Annotated in this window: 14 protein-coding genes; 5 read left to right on the forward strand and 9 right to left on the reverse strand. The window is 57.2% G+C overall.

Annotated elements, in window-relative coordinates:
• Window positions 1-86: 86 nt before the first annotated feature.
• From grpE to dnaJ, 3 genes are all read left to right on the forward strand, one after another.
• On the forward strand, window positions 87-650 hold the full coding sequence (grpE, locus tag CHR62_RS07290) for a nucleotide exchange factor GrpE (RefSeq protein ID WP_093969221.1): 564 nt from the start codon (window positions 87-89) through the stop codon (window positions 648-650).
• Window positions 651-749: 99 nt separating this feature from the next.
• Window positions 750-2675 carry a molecular chaperone DnaK gene (gene dnaK, locus CHR62_RS07295; RefSeq protein ID WP_093969220.1) on the forward strand — a complete coding sequence of 642 codons (1926 nt, stop codon included), beginning with the start codon at window positions 750-752 and terminating at the stop codon, window positions 2673-2675.
• 102 nt (window positions 2676-2777) lie between these two features.
• Window positions 2778-3911 (forward strand): molecular chaperone DnaJ, encoded by a 1134-nt coding sequence (gene dnaJ / locus CHR62_RS07300; protein ID WP_093969219.1) that lies wholly within the window; start codon window positions 2778-2780, stop codon window positions 3909-3911.
• A gap of 127 nt (window positions 3912-4038) precedes the next feature.
• Here the strand turns inward: dnaJ and CHR62_RS07305 are convergent, their stop codons facing one another.
• The 3 genes from CHR62_RS07305 to CHR62_RS07315 are packed head-to-tail and all read right to left on the reverse strand — an operon-like array spanning window position 4039 to window position 8999.
• Window positions 4039-6900, reverse strand: coding sequence for a pitrilysin family protein (locus CHR62_RS07305; RefSeq protein WP_123660481.1), 2862 nt, complete (start codon window positions 6898-6900; stop codon window positions 4039-4041).
• Between the two features lie 21 nt (window positions 6901-6921).
• A complete protein-coding gene (locus tag CHR62_RS07310) occupies window positions 6922-8094 on the reverse strand; it encodes a VWA domain-containing protein (protein ID WP_093969217.1) in 1173 nt (390 codons plus the stop codon).
• Between the two features lie 32 nt (window positions 8095-8126).
• Complete coding sequence (locus CHR62_RS07315; protein WP_093969565.1) at window positions 8127-8999, reverse strand: MoxR family ATPase; 873 nt, start codon at window positions 8997-8999, stop codon at window positions 8127-8129.
• Window positions 9000-9143: 144 nt separating this feature from the next.
• On the opposite strand from CHR62_RS07315, the gene CHR62_RS07320 reads away from it, so the two are divergent.
• Both CHR62_RS07320 and CHR62_RS07325 read left to right on the forward strand, forming a co-directional pair.
• Window positions 9144-9497: a cytochrome c gene (locus tag CHR62_RS07320; RefSeq protein WP_093969216.1), complete on the forward strand. Its 354-nt coding sequence runs from the start codon at window positions 9144-9146 to the stop codon at window positions 9495-9497.
• A 12-nt stretch (window positions 9498-9509) separates the two neighbouring features.
• Window positions 9510-9869 (forward strand): cytochrome c, encoded by a 360-nt coding sequence (locus CHR62_RS07325; RefSeq protein WP_093969215.1) that lies wholly within the window; start codon window positions 9510-9512, stop codon window positions 9867-9869.
• Between the two features lie 107 nt (window positions 9870-9976).
• Here CHR62_RS07325 and CHR62_RS07330 read toward each other — a convergent pair whose 3' ends face one another.
• The 6 genes from CHR62_RS07330 to CHR62_RS07355 form a co-directional block, all read right to left on the reverse strand.
• Entirely contained in the window at window positions 9977-10414 is a 438-nt protein-coding gene (locus CHR62_RS07330; protein ID WP_093969214.1) for a DUF1841 family protein, read from the reverse strand.
• A gap of 166 nt (window positions 10415-10580) precedes the next feature.
• Window positions 10581-11228: a CoxG family protein gene (locus tag CHR62_RS07335; RefSeq protein WP_123660482.1), complete on the reverse strand. Its 648-nt coding sequence runs from the start codon at window positions 11226-11228 to the stop codon at window positions 10581-10583.
• A gap of 23 nt (window positions 11229-11251) precedes the next feature.
• Window positions 11252-11728, reverse strand: coding sequence for a (2Fe-2S)-binding protein (locus CHR62_RS07340; RefSeq protein ID WP_093969212.1), 477 nt, complete (start codon window positions 11726-11728; stop codon window positions 11252-11254).
• A gap of 10 nt (window positions 11729-11738) precedes the next feature.
• Window positions 11739-12608: a xanthine dehydrogenase family protein subunit M gene (locus CHR62_RS07345; protein WP_123660483.1), complete on the reverse strand. Its 870-nt coding sequence runs from the start codon at window positions 12606-12608 to the stop codon at window positions 11739-11741.
• Complete coding sequence (locus CHR62_RS07350; protein WP_123660484.1) at window positions 12601-14895, reverse strand: xanthine dehydrogenase family protein molybdopterin-binding subunit; 2295 nt, start codon at window positions 14893-14895, stop codon at window positions 12601-12603. Before CHR62_RS07350 ends, CHR62_RS07345 begins: the two co-directional genes overlap by 8 nt.
• A gap of 194 nt (window positions 14896-15089) precedes the next feature.
• The gene (locus CHR62_RS07355; protein ID WP_093969209.1) at window positions 15090-15644 is read right to left on the reverse strand and encodes a MarR family winged helix-turn-helix transcriptional regulator; all 555 of its coding nucleotides are present in this window, start codon (window positions 15642-15644) and stop codon (window positions 15090-15092) included.
• Between the last annotated feature and the right edge of the window lie 82 nt (window positions 15645-15726).

The raw sequence follows: 15726 nt of genomic DNA on the forward strand, positions 1-15726 counted from the left end.
TGTACACAGCTATTTCTGGTCTTGAAATGGGGGCGAGTGCCCCCATTTGCATTGAATTGAATCACTTGAAGTGGAGAGCTTTAACTATGTCGACGAACCAGCAGCCCCTTGATCCCAAAGACGAAAATCCGGCAACGGACACTTCCGAGCAGCTCGAGTCGAACGAGCCTCTAGGCGCCGAGGGTGCAGACCATGATCTGGCCGCTTTGCTCGAGGCCGCTCAGGCCCAGGTCGCCCAATACCACGATGAGCTTTTGCGCGCCAAAGCCGAGGTCGAAAATATTCGCCGCCGTGCACAGGATGACGTTGCCAAGGCTCGCAAGTTCGGCACCGAGTCGTTTGCCGAGAGCCTGGTGCCTGTCAAAGACAGCCTTGAGGCCGCGCTTGCATTGCCTGACCAAACGCCCGATGCCTGGCGTGCAGGTGTCGAGGCCACACTTAAGCAACTGGTGTCCGCGTTCGAGCGTAACCTCATGAAAGATGTAGCGCCGGTTCCTGGCGACAAATTCGACCCCAACGTGCATCAAGCCATTTCGTCGATTCCGTCCGACTTCCCCGAAGGGAGCATTGTGCAAACCCTCCAGAAGGGGTACACCATTGCCGACCGCGTCTTGCGGCCTGCGTTGGTTACGGTGTCTTCCGGCAAGTAAAAAAAATCGGGGCGTCGCCTTGAAAAGGTGTTATCAGGCCCCAATTACTCGACATCAAGCTGATTTTTACTAATTTCGAATTTTTCAGGGCTATATATTATGGGCAAGATTATTGGCATCGACCTGGGTACCACCAACAGCTGCGTGGCAGTCATGGATGGCGGCAAGGTCAAAATCATCGAAAACGCTGAAGGCGCCCGTACCACGCCTTCTATCGTGGCTTACATGCAAGACGGCGAGATTCTGGTGGGTGCACCCGCCAAGCGCCAGGCAGTCACCAACCCTGCCAACACGCTTTACGCCGTCAAACGTCTGATCGGCCGTAAGTTTGAAGAAAAAGCCGTACAAAAAGACATCGACCTGATGCCTTACAAGATCGTCAAAGCCGACAACGGCGATGCATGGGTTGAGGCGCAAGGCAAGAAGCTCGCGCCACCTCAGGTGTCGGCCGACGTGCTGCGCAAAATGAAGAAAACCGCCGAAGATTACCTTGGCGAAGAGGTGACCGAAGCCGTTATTACAGTGCCGGCTTACTTCAACGACAGCCAGCGCCAGGCGACCAAAGACGCCGGCCGTATTGCCGGTCTTGAAGTCAAGCGCATTATCAACGAGCCGACCGCCGCTGCACTGGCGTTTGGTATGGACAAAACGGAAAAGGGCGACCGCAAGATTGCGGTTTACGACCTTGGCGGTGGTACGTTCGACGTATCTATCATCGAAATCGCTGACATCGATGGCGAGAAGCAGTTCGAAGTGTTGTCGACCAACGGCGACACCTTCCTGGGCGGTGAGGACTTCGACCAGCGCATTATCGACTACATCATCGACGAGTTCAAAAAAGAAAGCGGCGTTGATCTGTCCAAAGATGTGCTTGCGCTTCAGCGCCTCAAAGAAGCTGCTGAAAAGGCAAAAATCGAACTGTCCTCGACTCAGCAAACCGAAATCAACCTGCCGTACATCACGGCCGACGCTTCTGGTCCTAAGCACCTGGCGCTTAAAATCTCGCGCTCCAAGCTCGAGGCTTTGGTTGAAGAGCTGATCGAACGTACCATCGATCCTTGCCGTATCGCCATCAAAGATGCCGGCGTCAAGGTATCTGAAATCGACGACGTTATTTTGGTCGGCGGTATGACCCGCATGCCCAAAGTGCAGGAAAAGGTCAAAGAGTTCTTCGGCCGCGACCCACGTAAAGATGTCAACCCCGACGAAGCCGTTGCTGCAGGCGCTGCCATTCAGGGTTCGGTGTTGTCTGGTGATCGTAAAGACGTTCTGCTGCTCGACGTTACCCCGCTGTCCCTGGGTATCGAAACCCTGGGCGGCGTGATGACCAAGATGATCAACAAGAACACGACGATTCCTACCCGGTTCTCGCAAGTGTTCTCGACCGCTGACGACAACCAGCCGGCGGTGACCATCAAGGTTTTCCAGGGCGAACGTGAAATTGCTGCCGGTAACAAGGCGCTGGGCGAATTCAACCTCGAGGGCATTCCGCCCGCACCGCGTGGTGTGCCTCAGGTCGAGGTTACCTTCGACATCGACGCCAACGGTATTTTGCATGTGTCTGCCAAAGACAAGGGCACAGGCAAAGAGAACAAAATCACCATCAAGGCCAATTCTGGTCTGAGCGATGAAGAAGTCGAGCGTATGGTGAAGGACGCCGAGGCGCATGCCGAAGAAGACCATCGTATTGCAGAGCTGGCCATTGCCCGCAACCAGGCCGAAAGCCTGATTCACTCGACACGCAAATCGCTTGAAGAGTACGGCAGCCAGCTTGATGACGCCGAGAAGCAGGCTATTGAAACCGCCATTAAAGATCTCGAAGAGGTCTTGAAAGACGGTGACAAGGAAGCTATCGACGCCAAAGTCGAGGCCTTGACGACGGCAGCTCAAAAACTGGGTGAGAAGATGTACGCCGACATGCAGGCTAAGGCCGCAGCTCAAGGTGGCGCCGAAGGGGCCACCGATAAGCCGGCCGACGACGATGTCGTCGACGCAGACTTCAAAGAAGTCAAGCGCGATCAATAAGGTCAATTCTTATTGATTAAGGCCCGGTTTCTGGTGTTTGCCGGAAATCGGGCATTCTTATTCATGTACAAGATACGCGTCGTGCGACGCACTTAGAAAATTATGGCAAAACGCGACTTTTACGAAGTTCTGGGCGTAGGCAAGAACGCGACTGATGACGAACTGAAAAAGGCTTATCGCAAACTCGCGATGAAGTACCACCCTGACCGTAATCCGGACAGCAAAGAAGCCGAGGAAAAGTTCAAAGAGGTCAAAGAAGCCTACGAAATCCTGAGTGACGAAGGGAAGCGATCCGCCTACGATCGCTTTGGCCATGCCGGTGTTGACCCGAATGCAGCCGGCGGCGGTGGCATGGGCGGCATGGGTGGCGCCGGCTTTGCCGATGCGTTCGGCGATATCTTTGGCGAAATTTTCGGTGGCGGCGGTGGTGGCCGTCGTGGCGGCCCGCAAGTGTATCGGGGCGCCGACCTTAAATACACGCTCGATATCACGCTCGAACAGGCCGCCAACGGTTTTGATACTGAAATCCGGGTGCCTAGCTGGGAAAATTGCGAAACCTGCAAAGGCTCGGGCGCCAAGCCGGGTACCAAGCCGCAAACCTGCCACACCTGTGGCGGCAACGGGGCCGTGCGCATGCAGCAGGGCTTTTTCAGTGTCCAGCAAACCTGCCCGACATGCCATGGCAGCGGCCAGGAAATCACAGACCCTTGCGTGGCTTGCGACGGCGTGGGTCGTATTCGTAAAAATAAAACCCTGCAGGTCAAGATCCCGGCGGGTATCGATGACGGCATGCGTATTCGTTCGGCCGGCAACGGTGAACCCGGCGTCAATGGTGGCCCACCCGGTGATCTTTACGTCGAAATCCACCTTAAGCCGCACGCTATATTCCAGCGCGATGGCGAAGACCTGCACTGCGAGCTGACGCTGCCCTTCACCACGGCGGCATTGGGTGGCGAAATGGAAGTACCCACGCTGTCGGGCAAAGGCTCAATTTCCATTCCCGAAGGCACGCAAACGGGTAAAACCTTCCGTTTGCGCGGCAAGGGGGTTAAAGGGGTCCGGTCCAGCTACCCGGGTGATTTGTATTGCCACATCGTGGTCGAAACCCCGGTTCGTCTGAACGAAGAGCAAAAGAAAATTTTGCGTCAATTCGAAGCCTCGTTGTCGCAGGGGGGAGAAAAGCATTCACCCAAAAGCGACTCGTGGAAAGACAGGGTGAAAAGCTTCTTTAGCTGAAAGTCGGTAACACTACCGCGCGTATAGGCCAAAAAAATGCCCGGGAATACCCGGGCATTTTTTGTTTGGTAACTTGCAACATCAAAGACCATGCTTTGCGCGTTGATGTTGCCTGAAAATGCGCAAACTATGGTTTGTTTTTGTCGAAGTCGCCGGCCAGTGCGTTGCTGAACGCATCGGGCTTAAGGTACGTGCGTAGCGCCGCATTGACGTCTTTAGCCGTCATTTTTGATAGCAAGTCGTCGATCTGAGCTGACCAGGCGAAACTGCGCCCTTCTTGCATGTAGTTGATCCACACGGCGGCCAGTACCTCGTCGTTGCTGCGGTTAAGTCGACGAAGGTTCATCAAGGCCTGAACGGCTTCCTTGACCTCTTCATCGGAGAACCCCGAATTGAGGGCCTTGTTCAGTTCGTCGTTCAGTGCTGCCCGGAAACGATCGCGGTTTTCGGGTGCCAGAATAGCCGACATGGACCATTCGCCCGACGGCTCGTAGGCCGACGCGTTGACGCCTGACCCGACGCTGTAAGAGATCCCTTCGGTGACACGAATGCGCTCCCAGAGTCGTGAGCGACTGGACCCGCCCAATAGGTAATTGGCGACGTACAGCGCCTGGAACTCGGGGTTGTCGTCACGCAATTTGAGCGGCAACGAGGCGATGTAAACCGCATTGGCCTTGTCGGGGGTGTTGATCGTGAATGATTGGGGTGTGACGTTGCGCCACGGGTCGTCGAGGCGGGTGTAGGCCGGGGCTTTCTTCCAGTCTGAGAACCCAGCTTTCAAGGCTTGGCGTACAGCGTCTGCGTCGAAGGTGCCGATTGCCGAGAAGCGCAACGTGCCCGTTCCGTAGAACTGCGCATGAAAATCTGCCAGTGCCTTTTGATTCAGTGCTTCGACGCGTTGTAACGCCTCTTCGAAGGTGGGTGTGTAGCGCGGGTCTTCTTTAGGCCAGGGGTTGTCGTGGCGCGCCAGCGCGCGCGAGGCCAATGCGCCGGGCTCTGTCATGCCGCTACGAATGGACGTGATCACCTGGGTCTTGTATGTGTCGAGCTCGTCAGCTGGAAATACGGGTTCGCGCAGAAGATGGGTGACCAGCGCAATGACTTGCGGCAGATTGTTGCCCGGCACCGAGATTTCGGCCACCACAACGCCATTGCCGCCGCCCAGGCCGACATCGGCTTGTAGTTCGGTGAATTTGTCCTGGATGTCCTGGCGCGACAGCGTTTTGCTGCCGTGATCGAGCAGAGACGCGGCGGCGGCCGCAACGGTGCTTTTACCGGCCAAAGACGCTGCGTCACCGAATTGCATCACTAGTTTGGCCTCAACCCGATTGCCGCGAGTCGGCTTGGGCAGCAAGGCCATGTCGATCTGTGTGCCGTCGGCCAATGCTAAGGGTTCGCGCTGGGTTTGGGCGTCGATGTTTTTTGGCGTGGCATCGAAGGCGGCCGTGTCGCCTTCCAGCGCGCGCCCGGTGTAGTCAGCCAGCATCTGTTCGATATTGATAGGTGTGGCGGCAGGGGCGCGCGTGGGTTGGTCTGTGGGCAGGTATATGCCTTCGGTTCTGTTATCGGGTACCAGATAGGCAGTCGTGACGCGTTGTATGTTGTCAAGCGTGGTTTGCTCTACCTGGTCTCGCTGCCAGTAAAACAGGCGCCAGTCGCCTAATGCAGCGGCTTCCGACAGGGCCGATGTCAGGTGTGCCGGGTCGGCATAGACTTGATTCCATTGCGCAAGGGCGCGCGATTTGACGCGATCGAGCTCTTGCTGGGTAAAGGGCGTTTGGGCCACGTCAGCAATAGCGGCGTTCATCGCACTTAGTGTTTTGTATGGGTCGGCGCCAGACTCGAGCTGAGCGCCGAAAAGGGCGTAGCCCGGTTGTTGCATAGGGCGGGCGAACCCGAAGCTTAGCACCGCCAGCCTTTTGTCGACCAGGGCCTTGTATAGGCGGCCCGAAGGTACGTCGGCAATGATGGATACCCCAAGGTCGAGCGCAACGAAATCGGGGCTGGCCCCTTGGGGAATGTGGTACTGACTGACGACGAGCGGGGTGCCGCCATTTCGTTTAACTACCACCTGCCGCTGGCCCTCTTGCACCGGTTCGACGGTGTACTCGGGGGGCAAGGTGCGTTCGGGTTTGGGGATGCCTTTGAAGGCGTCAGCGACCAAGGCTAAGGTCTGTGCAGGGTCGAACTTGCCAGAAATGATCAGGACGGCGTTGTCGGGCTGGTAGTACTGCCGATAAAACGCCCGCAGCTGCTGGATATCGACGTTTTCGACGTCGGAGCGAGCACCGATGGTGTCATTGGCGTAGCTGTGCCACTGGTAGGCCGCCGCCTGTGTTTTTTGCATCAGGGTTTCGAAAGGATTGTTTTCCCCAGCCTCCATTTCGTTGCGTACCACAGTCATTTCGGCGTCAAGGTCGCTGCGTGCAATGGTCGCATTGACCATGACGTCTGCCTGCCAGCGTACATACCAGTCAAGCAGGGCAGGGTCGGCGGCAAACGACGCGTAGTAGTTGGTGCGGTCGCTTGAAGTGGTGCCATTGGCCCTCAGCCCGCGCTTTGAAAACTCTGCCAAGGCATTGGGTAAGGATGGGGTGCCGCGAAACAGCATGTGCTCGAGCAGATGCGCCATCCCGGTTTCACCGTAGTTTTCGTGTCGTGAACCCACGAGGTAGGTCATGTTGACGGTGACTGAGGCCTGGGCTTCGTCGGGCGTCAACAGTACCTTGAGCCCATTAGGCAGGGTGTACGCGTGCGTGCCTTCGATGGCAGGGCCTGCAATAACGCCTTCAGGTAATGCGACAGACGTACCGGATTTTGCCGAGACGGTTTTGGCTGGGCTTTGCGCCGGCGCTGGGGCCGTTTGTGCGTGAACCAGCGGTAGGCTTGCCAGTGCTGCAATGGTCAGCGCCAGGCCGGCAACGCCGTTGCGCAGCGTTTGCACTGTAGCGGGTATTAGTCGATCGTTAAACAGCTTTAAACCAGGCATCGGGACTCCGGGGTGGCGGGGTTATTTGGAAAGGTGTCGCATGGCTTGTTCGAGCCCGCTGACGGTGACGCTGTACATTTGGTCGTGCATCAGGTTTTTTACAATGGCAATAGACTGCCGGTAAGGCCAGTACCCTTCGGGTTCGGGGTTGAGCCATACTGATTTGGGCCAGTTGTCGAGTAGGCGTTGCAACCAGGTGGCACCGGTTTCTTTGTTGTGATGCTCAACAGAGCCGCCCGGATGCAATAGCTCGTAAGGGCTCATGGTGGCGTCGCCCACAAGAATCAGGCGCCAGTCTTCGTTGTATTTGCGTATGACATCCCAAGTCTCGAAACGTTCAGCGTGACGTCGACTGTTCGTCTTCCAGAGGTACTCGTACGGGCAATTGTGGAAGTAGTAGACATCGAGATGGTGGAATTCGCTGCGGGCCGCAGAAAACAACTCTTCGACCCGCTGTATATGGTCGTCCATGCTGCCGCCGACGTCGAGCAGCATGAGCACCTTGACCGCATTGTGTCGCTCGGGAACCATGCGCAGGTCGAGAAAGCCAGCGTTTCTGGCGGTGTGGCTGATGGTGTCGTCCAGATCGAGCTCAAGTTCGGCGCCTTCGCGCGCAAAGCGCCGTAGTCGCCGCAATGCCATTTTGAAATTGCGGGTGCCCAGCTCCTGGCTATCGTCGTAATCACGAAATTCGCGTTTTTCCCAGACTTTTACAGCAGTGCGGTTGCCGGCCGATGGCCCGCCCACGCGGATGCCCTCGGGGTGATAACCGCCATGCCCAAATGCTGAGCTGCCGCCTGTCCCGATCCATTTGTTGCCGCCTGCATGACGTTCTTTCTGTTCTTCCAGCCGTTGCTTGAAGAGCTCCATGAGTTTGTCCCAGCCGTGTTTTTCAATGGCTGCCTTTTCTTCGGGCGACAGTTGTTTTTGGAACTCTTTGATGAGCCAGTCCAGCGGAAGGTCTTTGTCGGCCGGCAGACTGGCTTCGAGCTGCCGATAGAACGCGCCGAATGCCTGGTCGAAGCGGTCGAACAGGGTTTCGTCTTTGATGAGGGTCAGGCGCGACAAATGATAAAAGTCGTCGAGCGTGGGCGGCATGATGCCGCTTTTAAGCGCGCCCAGCAGTGTCAGATACTCGTTGACCGAGACCGGAAGACGGTGACTGCGCAAATGGTAGAAGAAATCCAGCAACATGACGTGAGATTACCAAACAAGGTTGCCGGAACTTAACGACGGGTACTGGCGCGCGTAATGGCGGCCAGGCGCTGCAAAAGGGTGAGGTCTTGCTCGTTCTTCAGCAGGGCGCCGGCCATGACGGGCAAGTCGTGGTCGGGGCGGCGGATATCGTCGGCACTGATGCTCTCGTTCATGAGCAGACGCAGCCAGTCGAGGAACTCGGATGTGGATGGCTTTTTCTTGAGACCGGGGGCGTCGCGAAGTGCAAAGAACGTATCGAGAGCCGCCGCCAGTACCTCTTGTTTGATGTTGGGGTAGTGCACATTGACGATCTCTTGCAGGGTGTCGCGCTCGGGGAAGTTGATGTAATGAAAGAAGCAACGACGCAGGAAGGCATCGGGCAGGTCTTTTTCGTTGTTGGACGTGATGATGATTAGCGGGCGATGACGGGCCTGAATGGTTTGCCGCGTTTCGTAGACATGAAATGTCATCTGATCGAGTTCGCGCAGCAGATCGTTAGGGAACTCGATGTCGGCCTTGTCGATTTCATCGATGAGCACGACGGTGGGTACGTCGGATTCGAAGGCCTGCCAAAGTACGCCCTTGACGATGTAGTTGGCGATGTCGCGTACTTTTTCGTCGCCCAGTTGCGAATCGCGCAGGCGCGAGACGGCGTCGTACTCGTACAGGCCCTGGTGCGCCTTGGTGGTTGATTTGATGTGCCATTGCAGCAGTGGGCGTCCGAGTGCTGCGGCCACTTCCTCTGCAAGCATCGTTTTGCCGGTGCCTGGTTCGCCTTTAATAAGAAGCGGGCGCTGAAGTGCAATGGCGGCATTGACGGCCAGCTTCAGGTCGTCGGTGGCCACATAGCGGTCGGTGCCGGTAAAGCGTTGTTCGGATGAGGCGGGTGCTGCAGAAGTCATGTTTTTGGTCCGTATTAAAATAGCGTCTTGCAGTGTAATTTTGGGTGAATAGCGATCTTCACAACAATTATCGTACAATCCCAACGTTTCGTCGGTCACCTGTGCGGTGAGCGGCCTTTTATTTACCGCCAAACAAGAGCTACTATGAAGTTGCGAACAAATTTCAAGCGCACGCTGTCTGCGCTGGCCGTTACGGCATCCTGTGCGTTCGTGGGTCAGGCCCATGCGGCCGATTCGGCCACCGTTGGCGATGCCAAAGCCGCCGTAAATAAAGTGTCCATGTGCATTGGCTGTCACGGTATCGAAGGCTACAAAGCCAGCTTCCCCGAGGTTTACCACGTACCTAAAATTGCAGGCCAAAATGCCGAATACATTGTGGCTGCCCTGAAAGAGTACGCCAGCGGTGCGCGCAGCTTCCCCACCATGGAAGCCATTGCCAAGAGCCTGTCTGAAAAAGACATGGCCGACCTGGCTGCTTACTACGCTAATTTGAAATAATCGGGGGCGACCATGAAGAAATTGACTCTTGCCCTGCTGGGTTCCGTTATGTTTGCCGCGGGTGCCGCTCAGGCCGCCGATCTGGCTGCTGGCCAAGCCGCTTATCAGCAATTTAACTGTGCCAGTTGCCATGGCGCCGATGCCAAAACGCCCATCATGCCGGCTTACCCCATTTTGGCTGGCCAGCATGCCGACTACCTCGAGCATGCCTTAAAAGCCTACAAGCGCGGCCAGGCCGGTGCGCCTGCAACGGCAAATATCCGTAAAAACGCCATCATGGGTGGCATGGCTATGGCGTTGTCCAACGAAGACATCAAAAACATGGCCGCCTGGATGGCCAGCCTGCCATCGCCTTTGGCTATTCGCAAGTAATCGCGTTTCCGCTGTCCTGTTTAAGGGCGGTGGTTCCGCATTAAAAAGATCAGGCCCGGGTGATACCCGGGCCTGATCTTTTGTGTCGGCGTCGTCTTGCGCCAGTTTTATCGACCGTGGCGTGTGCTGCGTTGCCTGATCAGTTCCAGATAGGTGTCGTTGCTGAACGGCTTGCCCAGTCGTTGGGCTTCCCACACCACTTCGCCCAAACACTCCATAATTTCGTGAGCGGCTTCGTGCGCTCCAATGCGCTGCGCCAGGCCGTCGTGGGCCGCTCGAATGCCGGGAGGCTGGTCAACAGAGAGCTGTTCGGAAATAGCGAGGTGCATCGACAGGTGCAGGTACGGGTTGGTTTGCCCGCCTTCCACCGTATATTCGGCTTCAAGCGCATCCGGGCGGTTCAGTTCGTCGTGATATTCGGGGTGCTGCACAATCCACTCAACGGCCATCGATTCAATCGGTGTCAGTACGTTGTTTTGGGTGTGTTTATGCCAGGCGCCACAAAAAAACTGCCTGACCTGTTCGCGGGATGGATTGAAAAGCATGGGCATTGAGCCTTTTTGGCGCGTGTTTAAAAACAAAGGGCCGGCCCCGGTTGTGGGGTCGACCCTTCAGATTTTACGTCAACGGCCGTTCGTCGAGAGGCCAGCCGTCTTTTACCATTTGCCCGAAGGCCTGTTGCCTTTTGGTTGGCCGCGTCTGGGCCGTGCTTTAAGACGATGGCCCAAACGCCGAGCGCATGCGTGACATCAGTGATGTTTTTGACGACTTGGCGTTCTTGTCTTGCGCATTAGCGCCGGCAGTCGTTGCGCCGGTTTCGGGCACAGTGGTCGCGCTTGCAATCGTATTTGCACCTTGACCAACGCCGTCTGTACCCGCAGCAGGCGTGTCGGCGGCCTTGGCGCCATTAACGCCGGTCACAATACGTTCGGCCAGGTTCTTGCCAAAGTCATCCCACATGCGGTCGGCCTTGGTTTTGACCATATTCATGCCAAAGCTGCCCAGGCGACCCAGCAGTTCAACGTTGACCTTGGTACGGAACTCGGTTTCGTTCGGTCCCAGTTCGGTCAGGAACACCTCGCTGGTATGTTTGAGCGAGCTGGTAATGCTGGAGTCCTCACCTGTACCTTCGCTTTTCAGGTAGGCGGGTGCGTCTGTTTGGGTAATGATCGTGCGCACTTTAAAGCGCGCACTGATGAACGACATTTTGACGTGGATGTTCACCAGGTACTCGGTATCGCTGATGACATCAATCGACTCCATGCCGGGTACACAGGCCCCCATTACGTTGGGGTCAAGCAACAGCGTCCAGACCTTGTCCCTGGGCGCTGCAATCGTCATTTTCTTTTCAATTTCCATTTGATTTTCCGGTGTTGGCGTCTTTATTTGGCCGCGAGCTTATGCGCGGCAGCTTGTACCGACTCGACTATGCTGACGTAGCCGGTGCAGCGACAAAGGTTGCCATTCAGGCCCTTGCGAATCTCGGCTTCAGACGGGTCGGGGGTTTGGTCGAGCATGGCGGTTGTGGTCATGATGAAGCCGGGCGTGCAGTAACCGCATTGCATGCCGCCACAGGTCAGGAAGGCTTCTTGCACAGGGTGCAATTCACCCTCGCACGACAAGCCCTCAATGGTGGTGATCGACTTCCCGTTGACCTGTACGGCCAATGACAGACAGGACTTGATGACTTTGCCGTCGACGATGACCGAGCAGGCGCCGCAAATGCCGGTTTCGCATCCGCGCTTGGTGCCTGTTAGATTCAGGTCGTCACGTATGAAGTCTGCCAATAGCCGGCGAGCGTCGATATCGACGGTCAGGGCTTCGCCGTTAACGACAACATCAATGGTGTGTTTGCTCATGAGCGTGTCCTTATTGCGCCGTCAGGCCGAAGAGGTTGATCAAGGCGCGGCGGATAACGACGCGGGCCATGTCTGCGCGGTAGTCGGCGGACCCGCGCGAGTCCGAGATCGGGTTGATATGCTGAACGGCAATGTTGGCCGCTTCCGCCGCCAGGGCCAGTGTCAGGGTTTGACCGGCCAGCAATTGTTCGGCGGGTGTCAGACGCACAGCGGTTGGCGTTGAGGCACCTAGCGCCATACGGATCTCTTTGCAATGCGTGCCGTTTTCAACGCGTGCGAGCAACGCCACGTTGACCAGCGGCCGATGCTCTGCCGCTGTGCGCAGGAAGCGTGTGTACGACCCAATGGCATCGTCGGGCAGCGCGGGTACCAGGACGTGTGTCAGGATTTCGTCCGGCCCCAGCGCGGTCTGAAAATAATCGACCAGAAAATCTTCGATGGGCAGCAGTCGCTCGCCTTCGGGCCCCGCAATGACCAGTTGCGCCCCAAGGGCCATCAGACAGCCTGGGGGGTCGGTGGCGGGGTCGCCGTAGCACAGGTTGCCGCCCAGCGTGCCGGCGTTGCGCACTTGCGGGTTGGCTACCTGTCGAGCCATGTCGGCCAACATGGGAAAGTGCTCTTGAATGACCGCCGAACTGGCGATATCGGCATGGCGCGCCCGCGCGCCAATACTTAACCCCACGCCGGGCTCAAACTCAATGTTGCTCAGGTCGTCGATTTTGCCCAGTGAAATTAAGTGCGTTGGCGACAGCATGCGCTGACGCATGCCCAGCAACAGGGCAGTGCCGCCGGAAATAATGCGGCTGTCTTCGCCGCATTCGCGCAGCAATTGGCAGGCTTCCTGTGCCGTGGTTGGTTCCAGATAAGTGAAATCATGCATGTTGGTCTCCTGCGTTGTGTTTCTCGCGCAGTGCGGCAAGGACTTTTTCGGGCGTAATCGGCAGGTCGTTGATGCGTACGCCGACAGCGTCGTAAACGGCATTGGCAATGGCGGCCGCGCCCGGCAAGACGGCGGTTTCACTGGCACCTTTTGCACCGTAGGGGCCATTCGGGTCATTCGATTCGATAAAGCCGCTCTTGAACGCAGGCAGGGCGTCGGCGGTGGGCATGGCGTAATCAGCAAAGTTGCCGTTCATGAGCCGGCCGTCTTCAAAGTTCAGGCTTTCATAAAGCGCCCATGCGGTAGATTGAGCGGTGGCGCCATTGGTTTGGCCATGCACGGCCATGGGGTTAAGGGCTTTGCCGCAGTCGTCTGACACAAAGCTATCAACGACGCGCACCTGGCCGGTTTCTGTATCGACTTCGACTTCGACGGCTTGTGCCGCGAACGAGTAGGCGGGGGCGACGTTGCCGTAGTAGTTGGCGTCGGCCATGACGGTTGGCGGGTCGTAGGTGGCTTGAGCGAAGATGCCCTGGCCGCCCACGCGAAACAGATGTAGCCGCACCGCGTCGGGCAACGACACCGCACGGGAGGTGTCTGCTTTGACGCGGATCATGCCGTCTTGGATTTCCAGTGCGTGCGGGTCCGAGTCGAGTTTCTCGGCGGCGACTTCAAAGAGTTGCTCACGCGCTTTGATGGCCGCTAAACGCACGGCGTTGCCGGCGATAATGGTGACGCGCGATGCGACGGTGCCAATACCAAACGGCGTCGAGTCGGTATCGGGTTGCGGTACGGTAACGTGGCTGATAGGGATGTTTAGTTCATGGGCGCAAATCTGACTAAGGACGGTGGCTGCGCCCTGGCCCATGTCGCATTCTGGCGTAATCAATGTCACTCGTCCGTCTTCATTCATTTTGACGATGGCCGTCGAGCCGTCCCAGTTGCCCAGTTGGCGGTTGGCGCTGACATGAATGCCCGCCGCTACACCCGTTCCGCGTTTGATGGGGCCGGCGTCTTTAGACGCCTTGCGTTTTTCGGCCCAACCAATGCCCTGGGTAGCCTGCGTCAGGCAGTCAGACAGGCCACAACTGCCCATATGCCAACCATGTACGCTGGTTTCACCGGTTTTGATGGCATTGCGTAATTGCACTTCAAGTGGGTCGATGCCGACCATCTCGGCCAGCATCGCAAGGTGGCTGTTTAACGGAAAAGCCATTTGTTGACCACCAAAGCCACGGAACGCGCCGCTGGGGATCTTGTTGGTGTAAACCAGCTTGCCACGTGCCCGGACGTTTTCAATGCGATGCATGTTGTCGCTACGCATGGATGTGACATGGATAACGTGCCCGGCCAGGCCGGTGTATGCACCGTTGTCACCGATAATCATCGAGTCTTTGGCCACGATCAGCCCGTCTTTTGAAAGGCCCATGCGCAGCCAGACTGTAGCCGGCATGCTTGACGGGGCCGCCAGGAAGTCTTCCAGGCGGTTATTGGCCAGACGCACCGGCTTGCCCGATTTGATGGCAAGCAATGCTGCGATGGGCGTATTGGCGTCTTCGACCGCTTTGCCGCCAAAGGCGCCGCCAGTCATGGTCTGGATAAAGCGGATTTGTGAGTGGGGCACGTCGAGCGCCTCAGCCAGTCGCGAACGCGACATGAAAATGGACTGCGTGGCGGCCCATACCGTAATGCGGCCGGTCGCGGTGTCGACGTCAACGACCGAGGCCATGGGTTCAAGATACCCGGGGTACTGATAAGGCATGCTGTAGGTGGCTTCGTAGACCGCAGCCGCTTGGTCGAAACCGCGTTCAACGTCGCCTCGATCGACATGGGTCTCGTAGGCAATGTTGCCCGTGCCTTCGTGGATCTCGATAGCGGCGGGTTCAAGGGCGCTGAACGGGTCAAGAACAGCGGGGAGTTCTTCATATTCCACCCGGATGAGGTCGATCGCATCGCGGGCGATGTCCTCGCTGATTGCGGCGACTGCGGCCACTTCTTCACCGGCGTACCGGACTTTGCCCGCGGCCAGGATACGGCGCTCTTTTCGCGATACCCCCCAAAGACGGGTAGGCGTGTCTTCGCCGGTGATCACTGCTTTGACGCCTTTCAGGGCTTTGGCTTTGGAGGTGTCGATACTGACGATACGGGCGTGAGGATAGGGGCTGCGCAGCACTTTGCCGTGCAGCATGCCGGCTAGCTTGATGTCGCCCGCATAGATGGCGGTGCCCGAAACCTTGGCGCGCCCGGTGACCTGTGGGACGTTGGCGCCGATGATTGCGTCTGTCATGTTGAGTGCTTCCCATGAGCGGTGAAGAAAGCAGCGCACTGCAATGCTGATGGATCGGCGGATGGCAGTGTGCCGTTGATTTGCTAGTGAAACGACGTATCGTTTCTGGAAAGCTAAAGTTAACGCTCATTTTGTTGATGTGTCAACAAAATGAGCGACAGGGAAAACCCGATGTCGGCCCGTGAATATCAGGTTTATCGGTCAGTAGCGTCGTGAGCGGTTGGAACGCGCAGCAATCCGGCGTCGGCGGCCTTTCTGAGCTTCATCAGGGCGGTGTACAAGGCAACGCGCTCGGGTTCATCCAGCTGCGCCAGGACATTGGCCTGGTATTTTTGCGCAACGGGCATGATTTGCTCGTACAGGTCGGTACCGGCTTCAGAGGCAACACACACCAGTTTCTTGCGGTTGCCACCGGGCTCGGGCTGAACCGAACAGAAGCCGCGTTGTTCCAGAATGCGCAAGGTGCGGCTGACCAGGGCTTTGTCCGAACTCGAGAGACGAACCAGCTCGCCAAAGGGCAACGGTGAAAATCGCACAATCAGCGCGAGAAGCCGCCATTCGGAGACGGTCAGCCCGAATCGTTCCGCGTATTGCGTCGTCACTTCACGGCGCAGCATATTGGCCAGTTGCACAATCAACGTGCTGGGAAACTTGTCGACGGTAAGGTTACTGCCGTCCGGCTCAACCCGCTGCCAGGGACAATTATCTTTACCTTGACGCGCCAAGGCGGCGGGTGATTTGGTTACCATGACGATTCAAGTCAAAATCAAACAGGCCTGAAGTGTAATGGCTGGTTCAACAAGGCGGCAAATAATTAGACGGCGGCCGGGC

Origin of the sequence: Pusillimonas sp. NJUB218, from assembly GCF_003788685.1 — a bacterium.
Classification (GTDB): Bacteria; Pseudomonadota; Gammaproteobacteria; order Burkholderiales; family Burkholderiaceae_B; genus Neopusillimonas.